Raw genomic sequence first — 18,776 nt, 5'->3', positions numbered from 1 at the left:
CTGGAGCGTGCCCTCAAAAGGCTTTCTGCTAGATGTGCGTGACACTTTGCGAGAATGATTTTTCAAATACATTCTAATTTTATTATAGCTTACTCCTTTGAAAAATCAACGTTAAAGTCGGTAATATGAGGAAGCTGATATTTACGGATTCCTTCAAAACCGGACAGTGCCAGGAGCAACAGCAAATCTCGCTGGGGGCCTTTCCAGGTTTCGGTGTGTTCGTACCATTCGTGGATGGTATGTTCGCCGCCGCCTTTGCCGCCCCAGCCCACAGTAATTGCTGGAATTCCAAGGCTGATGGGAATGTTTGCATCGGTGCTTGCGGCGCCTATGTAGAGGGTTTCCATACCAATCACCTGGTTAGCAACGTTGGCTGCCTGTACGATTTGGCATTGTTTTTCCTGGGTTCCGGCAGGGCGTTTGCCTTTTTGTTCAAAGGTAACAGTAATGCAATCAGAGTCATTAATTCCAAGTCCCCAGCGTGCATTCTCTTCCTCCACGGCTTCCTCTACCGCCTTATGGAACTTAGCGGAAAGTTCCGCTAACGCATTTGCATCCAGAGACCGCATATCTACCAGCATAGACGATTCCTCTGCGATTACATTCACAGAAGAGCCACCGTTTACTACGCCCACGGTGAATGTAGTTTTTGGGGCTGATGGAACCTGAAAATCGCTGATTTTGGCGATTGCGCGTCCCATTGCGTGGATGGGGCTTGGAATGCCGAAGCCGGTGTAGCTATGCCCGCCCGTACCGTGGAACGTTACCAGGTAGCGCTCACTTCCTACTGCCTGATAAATAATCCCCGAGGTATTTTTATCATCAATAGAAATAAATCCATCAAATGGATGACGTGCACTCCCATCAACACCAAAAACATGCTTCGTCCCCCGCAAATCTCCCAGTCCCTCTTCACACACATTCGCGCAGAAAACAATATCTCCCTCGCCACGGATTCCTACAGCATTCATTGCTCTTGCGATGCTAAGAAGTTCTGCCACAGCTCTTGTATCATCTCCGATTCCCGGACAGCTGTAGCGGTTTCCATCCTGCTTCAGCGTCAGGTCTGTTTCCATCGGGAAAACTGTATCAGTGTGTCCTGCAAGCACAATACGAGGACCATTTCCGTTTCCCTTTCGGACACCCAGAACATTTCCCACCTCATCAATGTGTACATCTTCAAGACCAGCTTCCTGCATCTTACCAAAAACATATTCTGCTTTCTTCTCTTCCTGATAAGAGGGCGCCGGAATCTGGCACATTTCCAAAGTTTCCTGCAACGTCCTCTTGTCGTCCTTTTCTAAAAACCTAAATGCTTCCTGAACCGTCTTGCATCTTAATAACTCTTCCATGATAGTGATTGCTCCTTACCTGCCGTATCCTTGCTACAGCCGCTCCAACAGCTGCTGTAATTCCTCATAGCTGCTGATGTTGTTGGACTCTCTGCGAAGTCCGGCACTATGAGGCATTCCGGCTGTATACCATGCCACATGCTTCCGCATTTCACGAATTCCGATAAATTCGCCCTTCATCTGGATTTGCGCCCTCGCATGCTTCAAAATCGTTTCCTTAATCTCTTCCAGCGTCGGTCTTTGCAGTTCTTCGCCCGTTGCAAAATAGTGATTCATTTCCCGGAAGATCCAGGGATTTCCCTCAACAGCCCTTCCGATCATTACAGCATCGCAGCCGGTCTGGCAAAACAAAGCCTCTGCCTTTTTCGGAGAATCCACATCTCCATTTCCAATTACCGGAATGGATACTGCTTCTTTGATCCTGGCGATAGTTTCCCAGTCTGCGGTTCCGGAATAATACTGCTGCCTTGTCCGTCCGTGAACTGCAATCGCAGCCGCTCCGGCATCCTCAATACGTTTCACAATATCAATAATATCAACAGGCTCTTTCTCAAAACCAATTCGCACCTTCACAGTAAGAGGCTTACTGATTGCGGAGGATACGCTTTTCACAATATCTGCGATCAGCTCCGGGTTCTTCAAAAGTGCAGATCCTTCTCCGTTATTTACCACCTTGGGCACCGGACATCCCATATTGATATCCAGAATATCAAATGGCTCCCCTTCAATCTCCTTTGCCACCTCTGCCATCAGCTGTGGCTCACTTCCAAATAACTGGAGAGAAATGGGGTGCTCCACAGGATCTATTTTCATAAGCTCCCTGGTATTTTTGTTCTTATAGGAAATTGCCTTGGCACTGATCATCTCCATACAGAGAAGCCCAGCTCCCTGCTCCTTGCACAGTCTGCGAAAAGCAAGATCTGTCACCCCTGCCATAGGAGCAAGAACAAAACGGTTAGGAATCTCTACATTTCCAATTTTCCATGACATTTTTTCAGGAATTTTATGCATGATATTCCCATTTTTCAAGTTACTGTCTAAATTACTATTCATATTAACCTTTATGCTCTGTTTTATTTTTCTTCCACATCTTCTCCCAGGAAAAATACCCGGTAATACATTTCCAGGGATTCCAGAAGTTCCTGTTTTTCCTGGCGAAGCTGTTTAATCTTCAATGCCCCACCGATGTCATCATAAAAGCCATCTGCTTCAGCCGCTTCTGTCTTAAACTGAAGATCGCCCTGATCATCAAACTCCAGAGTAAAGATTCCTCCGATTTCCTCTGTATAGAGTACACACATAATCTGAAGCTCTTTCTTCACATGATCCGGCAGAGAATTAAAGTCTTTATTAAAATAATATTTCTGCTCATAAGCACTTGCACCGCAAAGCACTACATTATCCTGATACAAATAGATACCACCTTTCTTTTATTTCACACGTAGCTGTACAAGCCCCGCACAGAAACCTCTCCTGCGCTGACTTCCACTACTGTTCCATCCGTTTTTTCCACAAGCAGCTCCCCGCTGTCGGTGATTCCCCTGGCAATCCCTTCATAAGGCTCCTTCGCCAGTACACGGACAGGCTGATTATAATTAGCCAGAATGCTTTCATACTCAGCTTTGAGTCCGCTGAGATTACAAGTTGCTGCAAATTTTTCATAATAATTTTCAAAGGCTTCCATTACAAGTCCCGGAATCTGGCTTCTGTCAAACTCTCTTCCGCTTTCCAGATAAAGAGAAGTGGCTTTGTCTTCCATTTCTGCAGGAAACTCTCTGATATTTACATTAATTCCCACGCCTATGACCGCATAATCGATTTTTCCATCACGAACTCCCATTTCAGTGAGAATCCCGCATATCTTTTTGTGGGAAACCACCACATCATTGGGCCACTTAATGCTTACCTCAAAGCCAAGCAGCTTCACAGCTTTCGCCACTGCCATACCCATTACCAGCGTCAGCATAGGTGCATACTGAGGCTCAAACTCCGGTCTCAAAAGAATACTCATCATTACGGAGGTTCCTTCCGGTACCTCCCAGGAGCGTCCAAGACGTCCTCTTCCTGCAGACTGAAATTCTGCAAGGGCAAGCGTTCCCTGCGGTGCGCCTTCTTTGGCAAGGCGCTTGATCCACAAATTTGTAGAATCCGTTTCTTTTGCAAAATGGACGGTTTTGCCCGCCCATTTTGTGTGTATCTGATCTGAAATTGTATTTTCGTTGTAAGCAAACATTATCTTGTCTCCGGCTCTCCTAAAGTAGCAACCATAACTGCTTTGATTGTATGCATACGGTTCTCTGCCTCATCAAATACCTTGGAAGCTGGGGACTCAAATACTTCGTCCGTTACTTCCATATCGGTAAGGTTGAAGCGCTCGCCCATCTCTTTGCCGATCTTGGTCTTAAGGTCATGGAATGCAGGCAGGCAGTGAAGGAAGATTGCTTTCTCACCAGCGTTCTTCATAACTGCGGAAGTTACCTTGTAAGGTGTCAGGTCATGGATTCTCTCTTCCCATACTGCATCCGGCTCGCCCATGGATACCCATACATCTGTGTAAATAACATCTGCATCCTTGGTTCCAGCCTCCACATCCTCAGTAAGAGTGATGGTTGCGCCAGACTGTGCAGCGTACTCCTGGCACTGTGCTACAAGCTCCTCATTCGGGAAATATTTCTTGCTTGTGCATGCTACGAAATGCATTCCAAGCTTGGAGCATGCTACCATCAGGGAGTTGCCCATGTTGTAGCGGGCATCCCCCATGTATACCAGCTTAATGCCCTTCAGGTATCCGAAATGCTCACGGATAGTCAGCATATCAGCAAGCATCTGAGTAGGATGATACTCATTTGTCAGACCGTTCCAAACCGGAACACCTGCGTATTTGGCAAGCTCTTCTACGATGTCCTGGCCAAATCCGCGGTACTCAATACCGTCATACATTCTTCCAAGAACTCTTGCAGTATCTGCAATGCTCTCTTTCTTGCCGATCTGGGAACCTGTTGGATCCAGATAGGTGCTTCCCATTCCAAGGTCATGAGCTGCAACCTCGAAGGAGCAGCGTGTTCTTGTGCTGGTTTTTTCAAAGATCAGGGCAATGTTTTTGCCTTTGTAATACTCAGTCAGCTCGCCAGCTTTTTTCTTTGCCTTTAAATCAGCGGATAAATCAAGAAGATACAGAATTTCCTCTGGTGTAAAGTCTTTCAGTGTCAAAAAATTTCTGCCTTTTAAGTTCATAATAATTCTCCTCTTTTGTTTATTCTTCAGTCTTCTTCTCATCCACTACAACTTCCTTCAAAGAAGCTGCAAGGCCCGCCAGGTTCTGAATCTCGGACGGGATAATGATCTTGGTAGACTTGCCGTCTGCCACTTTTGCAAGTGCCTCGAAGCTCTTCAGGGTAAGGACTGCACTGTCTGCTCCGGCTTCCTTAATCATGCGAAGACCTTCTGCATTTGCCTTCTGAACCTTCAGAACAGCCTCTGCCTGACCTTCAGCTTCCTTGATCATGCGCTCCTTCTGCGCCTCTGCACGAAGAATTGCAGCCTGCTTTTCGGCCTCTGCGTCAAGAATGGCTGATTCCTTTTTACCTTCTGCTACAAGAATAGTAGACTTCTTCTCACCCTCTGCAATAAGTATAGCTTCTCGTCTCTCACGCTCTGCCTTCATCTGCTTCTCCATTGCTTCCTGGATCGCAGCTGGCGGAATGATGTTCTTAAGCTCTACACGGTTTACCTTGATTCCCCACGGATCTGTGGCTACATCAAGTGACGCGCGCATCTTGGTATTGATAACCTCACGGGAAGTCAGTGTTTCATCCAGTTCCATATCACCGATGATGTTACGCAGAGTAGTAGCGGAAAGATTCTCGATCGCCATGATCGGGTTCTCTACGCCATAAGCATAAAGCTTCGGGTCTGTGATCTGGAAAAATACAACGGTATCGATCTGCATGGTTACGTTATCTTTGGTGATAACCGGCTGAGGCGGGAAATCAACAACCTGCTCTTTCAGGTTAACCTTCCTTGCCACACGCTCAACAAATGGGAGCTTAAAGTGTACGCCAGTTCCCCATGTTGCCTGATAAGCGCCTAAGCGCTCAAGTACGATCGCATATGCCTGAGGTACGATACGAATGCAAGATGCAAGGATCCATAACACCAGAATAATGACGATCAATAAAACTATCACTTTTCCCATATTTCCGCCTCCTGTTTTTATTTAGGCTCCACGATCAATCTGACGCCATGAACCGCCTTGATCGTTACTACAGTGTCAACCGGAATTGTTTTGGTATCATCGGATGTCCGGGCCATCCATTCAATATCATTAATGCGAACCTGTCCGGTCTGTGCCAGATTGTCGATTTTTTGAATCACAACAGCTGTTTTGCCCAGAAGACTATCCACATTTGTTTTCTCTGTGTTCTTATTCATAAGCTTCATGGCTACCGGTCTTGTGAAAATCAGAAGCACAAGAGAAACACCAAAAAACAGAAGAAGCTGAGGCACAATTCCAACTCCAATACCAGATGCAATGGCAGCTGCCAATGCGCCGCCGGCAAACCAGATGGTAGTAAGCGCCGTAGTAAGCCCTTCAATGACCAAAAGCACTGCCAGAATTCCCAGCCATATGATTGGTTCCATAAGACTCCCCCTTTTTATCGTCTCTGCCTTGCTGCTTCATACATCAGTATTCCTGCTGCCATAGCTGCATTAAGAGATTCCACTTTCCCGCACATGGGAATACGGATAAGACAATCCGCTGCTTCTGCGGCTGCTTCTGTCAGCCCGTTTCCTTCATTTCCAATCAGAAAAGCAGTGCCACCCTGATAATTTTCCTGATCATAGGAATTTTTTCCCTTCAGATGGGCAGCAAAGGTACGGATCCCTTTTTGCTTCAGTTCTGCTTTTAATGATACCACATCCTCCACATATAGAAAAGGCATTCTGTAAACAGATCCCATAGTGGAACGAATGACTTTTGGATTTGTGATATCCACACATGTTTTTGTGAGAAAAACTCCGGATACTCCGGCTCCTTCTCCGGTTCTGAAAATAGTTCCCGCATTTCCCGGATCCTGCAGATCCTCCAGTATCATAATAAGAGGAGAATCACCCTTCAGGATATCCTGCATTGTCCACACAGGCTTTCTCAGCACAGTAAGAATTCCCTGCGGGGTTTTGGTATCACACATCTGACGAAAAACATGATCTGCTACAATCTCTGCTTTTCCCTCAGGCAGCATGCTTATCTGCTCCATTAATGAACTATCCGAAGTCAGGGATTCCGTTACATAGACTTTAGAAATCCAATCCCTGGGAGCCTCCCCGAACATCTTCCGTCCTTCTGCTGCAAATAACCCCTGCTCTCTGCGGGCTTTTGCTTTCTGATTCAGCTGTATAATGTTTTTTACCTGTGTATTGCTCGCACTGGTTATCATAAATTATCCTCTGATGCTGGTACAATGAGCCTTAAATACCTAACCTATTGATTTATCTTAATTTTCATCATACCCGGTTGTTAGTTTTATTTAAATCATATGGTACGTTTCACCCGGTTCAGATCCTGATTTTTTCCGGCTGCGACCAAAACGCATCCTTCTTTCAGTTTCTCTGCGGGATCTATGTTTACATTCACTTCGTCGCCAAGCTTCACAGCCACTACATTGATTTTATATTTCTCCCGGATTTTCAGCTCCGCCAGACTTTTCTCTGCCCAATCCGCCGGTATACGGAATTCAGCCATACTGAACTCTGATGATAACTCAAAAATATCTTCAAAACCATTGGAGGTCAGATTTCGTGCTACTCGAAGTCCCATGGAACGCTCCGGATAAATCACCTGATCGGCCCCGATTTTTTCCAGAATACGTCCATGAAGCGTATTCATAGCCTTGGAAACAACACAGGGAACGCCTAAATCCTTAGCCTGCATTGTTGCAGTAATACTGGCTTCCATATTTTCTGCAACAGCAACAATTGCCACATCCACATTCTGTACTCCAAGAGACTTCAGTATATCTGGTTCACGCACATCTGCCCGTACCGCATAGGTAACAGTCTCCGCAATCTCCTGAATATTTTCATCCTTATCATCGATTGCCAGCACATCATAATCTGCATTCGCCAGTTCTCTGGCAAGTGTCATTCCAAACTGCCCTAATCCGATTACTGCAAAAGATTTTGCTTTCATGGTCTGCCCTCATGTTTTCATAGTATAAATGCTTTTTAATGATTTTATTTTCTGGTTATCCAATCATAATATTTTCTTCTGCCAGATGTACCTTCTCAGATTTCTTCTGTGCACGAGATACAACAGCTGCACCTAATGTCAGCGGACCGATTCTTCCAATGTACATGGTAAAAATCACAATCCACTTGGCTGGTGTATTCAATACAGAAGTCAAACCTCTGGAAAGTCCTACCGTTCCCACTGCTGATGTCAGTTCATAAAGTACATCAATAAACGGAGCATCAGGCATTACTGCAAAAAATGCCAACAGGGAAACAAACAAAACACTCACTGCCATTCCTGCGACCACAAGTGCTGAACGGACATAGCTGCTTCGAATTTTGCGACCACAGACCTCCACATCCTTCTTTCCGCGAAGGTTCGTTATAATGCTCAGCACCAGAACTGCAAGAGTTGTCGTCTTTATACCACCTGCTGTTCCCATCGGAGAACCTCCAATCAGCATAAGAAACAGACAAAGCATTGCAGTTCCATTGGTAAACGCAGCCTGATCAACTGTAAAAAATCCTGCGGTTCTGGTTGTTACAGCCTGGAACAGCGAAGCCATCAGTTTTTGTCCCAATGTGAGTTTTCCTATTGAAGCCGGATTGTCATATTCAAACAGAAAAATCAGGAAGGTTCCTCCCACCAATAAAATGCCGGTGGTCACAAGCACGATCTTGCTCTGTAAATGAAGTGTTCTGTAGAATCTGCCAAAGGAAAGCTTTTTCTGAAAAATCAGCTTAAAACGTTTTCCCAAATCCCACCACACTGTAAAACCAAGCCCGGAGGCAATGATCAAACTGATGGTAGTAAAATTCAGTAACGGATTCGTCACATAATCAGCCAGACTATTATCTCCCAACAGATCAATTCCTGCATTACAGAATGCAGAAACCGCAGTAAATACAGCCTGACCGGCGCCCTTCACCAAACCAACTCTGGGAATAAAATAAATCCCATAGCTAATTGCTCCGATTCCTTCTGCTGCAAACACACACAGTACAACTTTCCGTACAACCTTTACAAGACCTGACATCTGCTCCAGATTATAGGATTCCTGGATCATTCGACGGTTTTTCATGCTAATTTTCTTATTTAAATAAATGAAAATCACACTTGCCAGCGCAATCAAACCAATTCCGCCAATCTGTATCAGCAGCAAGATTACCAGCTTGCCGATTAAGCTCCAGTGGGTAGCTGTGACTACAGTTACCAAACCGGTAACACATACGCATGTAGTTGCTGTAAACATGGCATCTGAAAATGATGTGGTTTGTCCCGGTGCTGTACACAATGGCAGCCACAAAATTAATCCGCCTACAAAAATTACCCCCGCAAAGCTGAGGGTAATTATTTGTGCTGTATTCAGTTTATGCAATTTATATTGCAGATTTTGAATAAACATAAAATTCCTTTATTATTTCTTATAGTTATGAGAAAGGGACTCACAAACTTCCCACATATATGGAGTTACGCTCTTCTCCATTGCAAGAGCTTCGTTAATATCAAAATCAACGAAATCGCCATGACGATAACCAACGACACGGCTCTTCTTGCCCTCAAGAAGAAGGTCTACTGCCATAGCACCCATCATAGATGCATATACACGGTCTTTACAGGTCGGGCTTCCGCCACGCTGCATGTGACCAAGAATTGTTGCACGTGTCTCAATTCCTGTAGCAGCCTCGATACGCATTGCCATAGCCTGTGAATGGCCAATACCTTCTGCATTGATAATAATATGATGCTTCTTACCCATCTTACGGCTTTCAATAATGTTATTGATCAGCTTCTGCTCATCATAGTCATATTTCTCAGGAATAAGAACATCCTCAGCTCCGTTGGCAATACCGCACCACAGTGCAAGCCATCCGGCGCCACGTCCCATAACCTCGATGATACTGCATCTCTCATGAGAAGTAGATGTATCACGAACCTTATCAATTGCTTCCATAGCAGTGTTAACAGCGGTATCAAAACCAATAGTATACTCTGTACATGCAATATCAAGGTCAATGGTTCCTGGAATACCAATTGTATTGATTCCAAGATTTGCAAGCTTCTGAGCTCCGGCAAAGGAACCGTCTCCACCAATTACTACAAGTCCGTCAATACCATGCTTACGGCAGATTTCTGCACCACGCTGCTGTCCTTCCGGTGTACGGAATTCCGCACATCTTGCAGTGTAAAGAATTGTACCGCCGCGCTCAATTGTGTCAGATACATCTCTTGCTGACATATCGATGATTTCTTCACTTAAAAGGCCATTATAACCTTTCTGGATACCTTTTACTTTAAGTCCGTTGGAAAGTCCACGTCTTACAACTGCACGAATTGCAGCATTCATTCCAGGAGCGTCACCGCCGCTGGTAAGGACACCAATGGTCTTAATCTTGTTTTCTGCCATAATAATCTCCTCCATCTTATGAATCGTCGTGAGCTGTGTCTCCATTTTCATTGGAAACGCCCTCATTTTTCTATACACATATTCAGCATTAAGTTTATAGCATTTTCAAAGGTTTTTCAAGACTCTTTCAACAACTTTAACATTGTTATTTCCATATTTTTTACACATCTGGGCAAGCCAGTCATCCTGCACATTCACATGGTATGCTGCGGACAGTTTTTTCATCGCTTTTACGTCTTTTAAATAGACAATAACACTGTCCGTTCCCTGGGACTTTCGCAGATCCTCCAACAGTTCTTTTTCCTTCTGGCTGTAGTCTGCCTTGCTCTCAAACTGGATCCACAGTTCTTTTGGAATATCGGAAAAAGCGCGGACTTTTTCGAGAATCAGCTTGCTGGCTTTATCTTCCTCTGCTGATACACGCCCCTGAATAAAAACACGTGCATCCTCATTGATCATGTTCTGCCATTTCTCATAGTCTCTTGGAAAAACCATAACCTCTACAGTTCCAAGCAGATCTTCTACCGTAAGAAATGCCATGACTTTATTGGTCTTGGTGTACTTGATGTTTTTCTCCACGATCATGCCGCCGATGATAACCTTCTGGTTGTCTCTCACATGATTTTCATCTTCTTCATCCTCGTCTGTCGGCTGGAAATCTATGGTTCTGGCGGAGATCATTTTCTCCATCATATTGCGGTAACGCTCCAGAGGATGACCGCTTAAGTAAATTCCAAGAACCTCTTTCTCGTAGGCAAGAATGGTTTCTTTATCGTACTCTTCCACATTTGGCATGCGGATCTCAAACTCTTTTTTGTCCTCTTCGCTTGCAATGTCAAACAGGCTGAGCTGGCCTGCCATGGACTGCTTTTTGTTACGGGAAATGTCATCTACGATCTGACCGAAAACAATCATTTTCTGGTGGCGGTTTCCTTCCAGGCAGTCCAGTGCTCCGGCCTTGATAAAGTTCTCAAGAGCACGTTTATTAACTGCCTCTATATTGCGCTCAATAAAATTTTTCAGAGAAAGATACTCTCCATGTTCCTTTCGCTCTGCAACAATGGCATCAATTACCGGGCGGCCCACGCTTTTGATTGCGGAAAGAGCGTAACGGATAGAACCGTCTGATACGGAAAATCCATATTCTCCACTGTTAATATCTGGCGGCAGAATCGGGATGCCCATCTGACGGCAAACCTGAATATACTCGGCGACCTTGGTTGGAACATCAATGACAGAAGTCATCAGTGCTGCCATATATTCTACCGGATAATAATATTTCAGGAAAGCAGTCTGATAGGTTACATACGCATATGCCGCTGCATGGGATTTGTTAAAAGCGTACTGGGCGAAATCAATCATCTCGTCATAAATTTTGTTAGCCACTTTTTCATCAATTCCGTTTTTAATGCAGCCGGGAACTCCCTCTTCTTCATTTCCGTAAACAAATGCCTGACGCTCTTTTTCCATGACATCCAGTTTCTTCTTGGACATGGCACGGCGCAAAAGATCGCTTCGCCCCAGGGTAAAGCCGCCAAGGCTCTGCACGATCTGCATTACCTGCTCCTGATAAACGATACAGCCATGGGTCGCCTTCAGAATCGGCTCCAATTGCGGACAATCATAATGGATTGTATCCGGTCGGTTCTTTCCTCTGATGTATTGAGGAATAAAATCCATAGGACCCGGACGGTACAGGGAAATTCCGGCGATTACATCCTCCAGGCTATGGGGCTTTAGTTCCTTCATGAACCCTTTCATTCCCCCACTCTCCAGCTGGAACACGCCATCTGTGCGTCCGGTTCCCAGAGAGTCCAGTACTTTCTGGTCATTGTAATCTATTTTTTGCATATCCAGAGATATGCCGTAATTTTTCTTAACATTTTTTACTGCGTTGTTAATAACAGTCAGGGTACGAAGCCCCAAAAAGTCCATCTTCAGAAGACCAAGCTCTTCCAGAGTGGTCATTGTAAACTGGGTCACGATAGTTCCGTCCTGGGCACGGGAAAGAGGAACATACTCGGAAACATCCTTCTGGCTGATTACAACTCCTGCTGCATGCATGGAGGTGTGTCTTGGAAGTCCCTCAAGACGTTTTGCCATATCAATGAGATGATGAATATCCAGCTGCTCGTCGTATGCCTTTTTCATCTCCGGATTTACTTCCATAGCCTTGTTAATAGTGACTACTTTCACACCCGGAATCTTAGTTGGGACCATTTTGGCAATGGTATCTACCTGTGCATATGGCATATCAAGGACACGTCCCACATCACGGATAACTCCCCGGGCTGCCAGGGTACCGAAGGTAACAATCTGAACCACACAGTCTTTGCCGTATTTGCGCACAACGTAATCGATTACTTCCTGTCTTCGCTCAAATCCGAAATCCACATCAATATCAGGCATAGATACACGTTCCGGATTCAGAAAACGCTCAAACAGAAGGTCATATTTGATGGGATCCAGCAAAGTGATCCCCAATGTATACGCTACAATACTTCCTGCGGCAGAGCCTCGGCCTGGTCCTACCTCGATTCCATTTTGCCTTGCATAGTGGATGAAGTCCCACACAATCAGAAAGTAGTCTACGTATCCCATGTTTTTGATGGTGGAAAGCTCGTATTCCAGGCGCTCGCGCAGTTCTGGAGTAACCGGATCATAAAGTCTTTCCAGGCCTTCGAAGCAAAGCTTGTTCAGATATTCCCAGGATGTGTAGCCGTCCGGCACATCAAAGCGGGGCAGCTTGGTAACGCCGAATTCAATTTCCACATGGCAGCGCTGTGCGATCTTATGAGTATTCTCCAGTGCTTCCAGTGCATATGGAAAAAGAGCTGCCATCTCTTCTTCTGATTTCACATAATATTGTCCGCCTTCATAACGCATACGGTCAGTGTCAGACAATTTCTTTCCAGTCTGCAGACAGAGAAGAATATCATGAGGATCTGCATCCTCTGCATAGGTATAGTGGATATCGTTGGTGGCAACCAGATCGATTCCTGTTTCCTGATGCATGCGAAGCAGCTGCTGGTTTACATTCTGCTGTTCCGGGATGCCGTGATCCTGAAGCTCCAGGAAAAAGTTCCCCTTACCAAAGATGTCCTGGTAACGAAGTGCAGCCTTCTTAGCATCCTCATAAAGACCTCTGTTAATAAAACGGGCCACTTCACCAGCGAGGCAGGCGCTTAATGCAATCAGTCCTTCATGGTATTCCTGAAGAAGCTCCAGATCCACTCGTGGTTTATAATAAAAGCCTTCCTTGAAGCTTTTTGATACGATTTTCATAAGGTTCTGGTAGCCCTGGTTATTCTCTGCCAGAAGCACCAGATGGTAATAACGGTCGTCGCCGCTGCCGATTTCCCTGTCAAAACGGGAACCCGGGGCAACATAAACCTCGCAGCCCAGAATCGGATTGATTCCTGCGGCACGGGCAGCACGGTAAAAATCGATGATTCCGTACATAACGCCATGATCAGTAATGGCGGCACTGTCCATCCCAAGCTCTTTCACACGGGCAACGTATTCTTTTATTTTGTTGGAACCGTCCAGCAGACTGTATTCTGTATGGACGTGAAGGTGCGTAAATGCCATTTGTTATCTCCTTTTGTTAAAACAAAATAGGAAAAAATTGCATACCCTACTCCGCGATTTAACAGCCAGAATAAGGTATGCGATTTTTAATATTTTTCTCTTTTAGTATTCTTTCTTATAGATACGTCTGTCTCTGATTTCAATCTTTCCTTCTTTCAGAAGGTGACCAACTGCACGCTTAAATGCATTCTTACTCAGGCCAAACTCTCTCTTGATCACATCCGGTGAAGCCTTGTCGTCAAACGGAAGAACACCTGCAAATTCTTCAATTACACTCAGTACACTCTCTGCATCTTCGTTAATCTGGAGATATGCTTTCTGACGATCGGTAACATTCATCTTGCCGTCTTCTTTTACTTCGGAAACGCGAAGGTCAAGGATTTCTCCCGGGCGGTATTTCCCATTGGCTTCTCTTGCCGGAATTAACGCAGAATATTTATCATCAACCGCTACAAATACCCCGAAGCGGTCACTGATCTCATATACACGCCCCTTTACAGAGTCTCCTACTACATACGGAGTTCTGGTGGAAAGATAGTGATATACCTTCATAGTGGCACAAAGCCTGCTGCTTTTGTCTACATAAAGTGCCACCAGACATTCCTGTCCCTCTCTTACACGGCTGGTCTGCTCGTGATAGGGAAGAAGAAGATCCTTCTCAAGCCCCCAGTCAAGGAATGCACCAATCCTGGTTACCTGAAGTACTTTCAAAACTGCAGTCTGTCCCACCTGCAAAAGAGGTTCCTTCGTAGTTGCAATAAGACGGTCTCTGGAATCTTTATAAATAAATACTTCCAGTGTATCGCCTTCTTTCGTTCCTTCCGGAATCTGTTTCCCGGGAAGAAGCACTCGCTCTTCCTGTCCCGCATTTTTATTCTCAGCCAGATAAACACCAAAATCTACGGTCTTCACTACAATAAGCTTCTGTTTTTTTCCTATTTCGATCATGAATTCTCCTTACTTTATACACTGAAATACCATGCACAATTCGTGGGTCCCAAATCAGGTATCTGCTATATTGGCATGGATGTACTACTGCCTAACAAATTGCTGCCTTTTAACTTGCTTTTCAGTATACCACACATTTGCCTTCACTGTGAACACCAACTTACTGAAGTCAATATAAAAAATGCAGAAAATCGTCTGGCACAGGGATTTTCTGCATTTTCTGTAAGATTAAGGGCAATATAATGGACTAGAGTGTGTTTGGGAAAGGCTTTCCGCAATCTGCAGGCTCTAAGCATTTCTAAAGCGGCTTAAGAACTCCTTGGTCAACGGGTCTTTCGGGGTTTCAAAAAGCTCTTTTGGTGGGCGGTCTTCTACGATGATCCCGTTCGCCATAAAAATCACTCTTTTGGAAACGTCCCGGGCAAATGCCATTTCATGGGTTACAATGATCATGGTAAGTCCTTCGTGTGCCAGGTCTCGCATAACCTCCAGAACCTCACCTACCATCTGTGGATCCAGTGCAGATGTGGGCTCATCAAAGAGCAGGATTTCCGGTTCCATAGCAAGTGCTCTTGCAATTGCCACACGCTGCTTCTGACCGCCGGAAAGCTGTTTGGGCTTAGCATTAATATATGGTGCCATTCCAACCTTTTCCAAATAATACAGTGCTTTTTTCTCAGCCTCTTCTTTGCTTTTTTTCAGGACCTTTTCCTGACCGATAGTACAGTTTTTCAAGGCAGTCATATTGTTAAACAGGTTAAAGTTCTGGAAAACCATTCCTACCTTGGAACGATACTCAGGGACATTTACATTTTTACTGGTAATGTCTGTTCCGTGATAGTTTATCTCTCCGCTGGAGGGTGTTTCCAACATATTCAGGCAGCGAAGCAAAGTGGATTTACCGGAACCGGAGGGTCCGATAATACAGGTTACATCACCAGCGCTTACAGAGAAGTCGATGTCGCGCAGAACCTGATTACTTCCAAAGGCTTTTCCCAGATGCTTTACTTCAAGAATTTTTTCACTCATGATCATTTCTCCTCCTTCTTTTTCGGATAAGAATACAGACCACTTGTGTGCGTCAGTGTATCCGTTGTCGCCAGGTCATAGTTCTGCGGTCCTTCCATTTTATGTTCCAGAAGACGAAGCAGTCTGGAGCAGACAAAGGTCAGGATAAAGTACATTACCATGGCGATTGTAAATGCCTCGAAGTAGGTATAATATGCACCTGCAACACCTTTTGTGGTGTAAAAAAGCTCTACAATTCCGATGATGGAAAGTACACAGGTGTCCTTAATATTAATGATCAGGTTGTTGCCAATCTGAGGCATAATGTTTCGCAGTGCCTGTGGAAGGATTACGTTTATCATAGTCTGCACGTGAGTCATTCCAATGGCTTTGGCAGCCTCAGTCTGGCCTTCGTCAACGGAAAGGATTCCTCCCCGGACGGTTTCTGCCATATAGGCTCCTGTGTTAATAGAAACTACGAAAAATGCAGCAAACCACATGGACATGTTAATATTGAACAGATAAGCACTTCCATAATAAATGAACATTGCCTGTACCATCATAGGAGTTCCGCGGAAAAATTCCACGTAGCAGGCCATGATGAATTTCAGAATTCCAACCAGTGTTTTCTTTACTGTGGAATCTCTCTGATCTACTGGAATTGTCTGAATAATTCCAACTATAAAGCCAATGAGGCACCCTAAAAAGGTGCCTACAATTGCTATGATCATTGTATTTCCGGCTCCTGACAAAAATGAGGTGCCGTATTGCTGGAGCAGATACTGGATCCGTCCCCAGAAGCTTTCAGGAAGCATAATTTTTTCTCCTCCTTGCTACATTATTCTGACAGCGGCTGTACGGAAATTGCCTCATCCATCATCTTGGTATAATCATCCTCTGTCATTTTGTCCAGAACACTGTTTAACGCATCCAAAAGCTCAGTATTGCCTTTCTGTACGGAAATACCGATGTTGATGTCCTCATCAGATACATCGAAATCTCCGTCTGTGCCTGAGAAGTCAAGAAGTTTAAAATCCGGATAAGCTACACATGCTGCCATTCCGGTTGGCATATCGGTTACAACGGCATCACATTTGCCGGATTCCAAAGCCACCAGCATAGCCGGTGCACTTTCCTGTGCAGGAAGGATATTTGCATCTTCAATCTGCGGCAGGCAGGAATCATACCAGATGGTGTTCTGTTGGGAAGTACAGGTTACTCCTTTTAAGTCTGCTACGCTTGCTGCATCAGCGTAATCTCCATCACTTTTTACCAATGTGATAATGGACGCATAGTAATATGGCTCTGTGAAATCTACCATCTGCTGACGCTCAGATGTAATTGACTGTCCTGCAATAACACAGTCAACTTTTCCGGACTGTACAGCAGGTACCAGGGAATCCCAGTCCAGCTTTACGATTTCCAGGTCATAGCCCAGCTCGTCGCAGATATGTTTTGCCATCATGACGTCATAACCATATGCGTAGTCAGAGCTTCCTGAAATGGGAACTGCTCCGTTGGAATCATCTGGCTGAGTCCAGTTGTATGGAGCATAGCTGCACTCCATAGCTACTTTTAATGTTTTCTTTTCTTCTGCCTGTACCATTGTAAGTCCAAGTCCCGGCATTGCAGTTACTGTAACCGCAGCTGCCATAAGACCACTTGTCATTTTTCTCCATAAATAGTTCTTCTTCACGTTTGTTTCCTCCTCTTAATAGCCTTTCATTAATCATATAACATGAGGTTTTTCGCCCCTTTTTCTTGTTTCAGGGTAAAAAAAATGCAATGGCGGCGTTATCATGCTAACGCGCCATTGCGTTGTAGTTCATATTACTCTTGTTTGTGGGAGAAGTCAAGAGGGGAAACGGAATACATTTTAAATTCTTTTCCATAAATAAAAGACATTTTCAGCAAACGAAAGGTCTGCTCCACGGCAGCTGTCATGTTCCTTATTGCAGTGGCAGGGGACATGGCGGCTTCCAATGTGGTTACCTGACGCAGTATGGGAAAAAAGGCGTCTATTCCGGCTTGGTTGCATGCAGCGGCATCCTCAGTGACTGCGCCAGAGAAGGCGATGACGGGCTTGCCGTACTTTTTGGCAAGTCGGGCAATGCCGATAGGAGCTTTACCCATGACAGTCTGTCCGTCAAGACAGCCTTCGCCTGTAATCACAATGTCGGCATCTTTTATTGCTGTTTCGATTCCGATTTCTTCCAAAACAATATTAATTCCGGGTTCAAGCTTTCCACGAAGAAATGCGCGGAATGCAAACCCAAGACCGCCAGCGGCACCACAGCCAGGGTAATTGGAATCGTAGTTCTGCCTGGTACCAGCCATTTGGAAATATTCTTCTGTCAGTTTTGCATATTTCCTCATCCACTGATCCATCTGCTCTGCCATCCTTGGAGTTGCACCTTTTTGCGGACCAAAGATATGGCTGCAGCCATTTTCGCCGCATAAGGGATTATCTACATCACAGGCAATTCGGAAATCACAGTCTTTCAGCTCAGATAATATATGCTCACAGTTGATTGCCGCCAGTTTTTCCACACCTCGAGCTCCAAACGGTACCTGTTTTCCACCTTCATCCAGAAATTCTGCACCTAATGCCTGAAGCATTCCGATTCCGCCATCGTTGGTTGCACTTCCGCCAATTCCGATAATAAAATGACGGCAGCCTTTTCCTATTGCGTCTTTTATCACTTCACCAACGCCGTAGGTTGTGGTGTTCAGCGGATTGCGAAGTTTCGGTTGAACCAGAGTAATCCCAGCTGCTCCTGCCATTTCTATAATTGCAGTTTTCTCCTCCACAATTCCATACTCACAAATTACAGGCTCTCCCAACGGTCCTGTCACCTTTACTTTTTCCAGTTTGCCGCCAAGCCCTTTCGCCAAAGCCTGTACCGTTCCCTCGCCGCCATCTGCTAACGGATACACGATTGCTTCCGCATCCGTAAACACTCTCCGAATCCCTTTCTCTGCTGCCTCTCCCGCCTCTATAGAATCCATACTTCCTTTAAATGAATCAATTGCAATCACTGCTTTCATAAACTGTCATCCCCTTTTTCAGTCCTATCCACTCGTATATGGTGGAGCCTGCGTTTATATTAACATATCTTCTTCTGTACATCCTCAAATTTATTATATTTTTCCTGATATCACAAATCTCTGTATTCCCAAATTTAACCAAATAACTGCTTCCAAAACATTTATAGTTGACATTATGATATCTAAATGA

At 44.9% G+C, this 18,776-nt stretch carries 17 protein-coding genes; all 17 read right to left on the bottom strand.

Annotated features, from left to right (window positions below):
* Positions 1–89: 89 nt before the first annotated feature.
* Positions 90–1,352: a M20/M25/M40 family metallo-hydrolase gene (locus H8S54_RS16320; protein ID WP_186901828.1), complete on the bottom strand. Its 1,263-nt coding sequence runs from the start codon at positions 1,350–1,352 to the stop codon at positions 90–92.
* A 33-nt stretch (positions 1,353–1,385) separates the two neighbouring features.
* Positions 1,386–2,342, bottom strand: a complete 957-nt coding sequence (gene dusB / locus H8S54_RS16315) for a tRNA dihydrouridine synthase DusB (RefSeq protein ID WP_186901847.1) — start codon at positions 2,340–2,342, stop codon at positions 1,386–1,388.
* Positions 2,343–2,425: 83 nt separating this feature from the next.
* Positions 2,426–2,764: a DUF6145 family protein gene (locus H8S54_RS16310; RefSeq protein WP_021926114.1), complete on the bottom strand. Its 339-nt coding sequence runs from the start codon at positions 2,762–2,764 to the stop codon at positions 2,426–2,428.
* 23 nt (positions 2,765–2,787) lie between these two features.
* Positions 2,788–3,585 carry a biotin--[acetyl-CoA-carboxylase] ligase gene (locus H8S54_RS16305; protein ID WP_021926113.1) on the bottom strand — a complete coding sequence of 266 codons (798 nt, stop codon included), beginning with the start codon at positions 3,583–3,585 and terminating at the stop codon, positions 2,788–2,790.
* Positions 3,585–4,586: an ornithine carbamoyltransferase gene (gene argF, locus H8S54_RS16300; RefSeq protein ID WP_021926112.1), complete on the bottom strand. Its 1,002-nt coding sequence runs from the start codon at positions 4,584–4,586 to the stop codon at positions 3,585–3,587. Before argF ends, H8S54_RS16305 begins: the two co-directional genes overlap by 1 nt.
* 19 nt (positions 4,587–4,605) lie before the next feature.
* Complete coding sequence (locus tag H8S54_RS16295) at positions 4,606–5,547, bottom strand: SPFH domain-containing protein (protein WP_021926111.1); 942 nt, start codon at positions 5,545–5,547, stop codon at positions 4,606–4,608.
* A 17-nt stretch (positions 5,548–5,564) separates the two neighbouring features.
* Positions 5,565–5,993 (bottom strand): NfeD family protein, encoded by a 429-nt coding sequence (locus H8S54_RS16290; RefSeq protein WP_021926110.1) that lies wholly within the window; start codon positions 5,991–5,993, stop codon positions 5,565–5,567.
* Between the two features lie 14 nt (positions 5,994–6,007).
* On the bottom strand, positions 6,008–6,790 hold the full coding sequence (locus H8S54_RS16285) for a TrmH family RNA methyltransferase (RefSeq protein WP_186901827.1): 783 nt from the start codon (positions 6,788–6,790) through the stop codon (positions 6,008–6,010).
* A 95-nt stretch (positions 6,791–6,885) separates the two neighbouring features.
* Positions 6,886–7,542: a potassium channel family protein gene (locus H8S54_RS16280; RefSeq protein WP_186901826.1), complete on the bottom strand. Its 657-nt coding sequence runs from the start codon at positions 7,540–7,542 to the stop codon at positions 6,886–6,888.
* A gap of 55 nt (positions 7,543–7,597) precedes the next feature.
* The gene (locus tag H8S54_RS16275) at positions 7,598–8,890 is read right to left on the bottom strand and encodes a TrkH family potassium uptake protein (RefSeq protein ID WP_243176856.1); all 1,293 of its coding nucleotides are present in this window, start codon (positions 8,888–8,890) and stop codon (positions 7,598–7,600) included.
* A gap of 111 nt (positions 8,891–9,001) precedes the next feature.
* Positions 9,002–9,991 (bottom strand): 6-phosphofructokinase, encoded by a 990-nt coding sequence (gene pfkA / locus H8S54_RS16270; RefSeq protein ID WP_117853022.1) that lies wholly within the window; start codon positions 9,989–9,991, stop codon positions 9,002–9,004.
* 105 nt (positions 9,992–10,096) lie between these two features.
* Positions 10,097–13,582 carry a DNA polymerase III subunit alpha gene (locus H8S54_RS16265; RefSeq protein ID WP_186901825.1) on the bottom strand — a complete coding sequence of 1,162 codons (3,486 nt, stop codon included), beginning with the start codon at positions 13,580–13,582 and terminating at the stop codon, positions 10,097–10,099.
* Between the two features lie 102 nt (positions 13,583–13,684).
* The gene (locus H8S54_RS16260; protein WP_117852791.1) at positions 13,685–14,530 is read right to left on the bottom strand and encodes a CvfB family protein; all 846 of its coding nucleotides are present in this window, start codon (positions 14,528–14,530) and stop codon (positions 13,685–13,687) included.
* 288 nt (positions 14,531–14,818) lie between these two features.
* On the bottom strand, positions 14,819–15,559 hold the full coding sequence (locus H8S54_RS16255) for an amino acid ABC transporter ATP-binding protein (RefSeq protein WP_330600207.1): 741 nt from the start codon (positions 15,557–15,559) through the stop codon (positions 14,819–14,821).
* 2 nt (positions 15,560–15,561) lie between these two features.
* The gene (locus tag H8S54_RS16250) at positions 15,562–16,353 is read right to left on the bottom strand and encodes an amino acid ABC transporter permease (RefSeq protein WP_021926102.1); all 792 of its coding nucleotides are present in this window, start codon (positions 16,351–16,353) and stop codon (positions 15,562–15,564) included.
* Between the two features lie 23 nt (positions 16,354–16,376).
* Positions 16,377–17,192, bottom strand: a complete 816-nt coding sequence (locus tag H8S54_RS16245) for a transporter substrate-binding domain-containing protein (protein ID WP_408610298.1) — start codon at positions 17,190–17,192, stop codon at positions 16,377–16,379.
* Positions 17,193–17,368: 176 nt separating this feature from the next.
* Entirely contained in the window at positions 17,369–18,586 is a 1,218-nt protein-coding gene (locus H8S54_RS16240) for a glycerate kinase family protein (RefSeq protein WP_186901824.1), read from the bottom strand.
* Positions 18,587–18,776 lie beyond the last annotated feature (190 nt).

The organism is Blautia segnis, assembly GCF_014287535.1.
Classification (GTDB): domain Bacteria; phylum Bacillota; class Clostridia; order Lachnospirales; family Lachnospiraceae; genus Blautia_A; species Blautia_A acetigignens.
The sequence above is the reverse complement of the archived record's forward strand: the minus strand, read 5'-3'. Positions and strand labels throughout refer to the sequence as shown.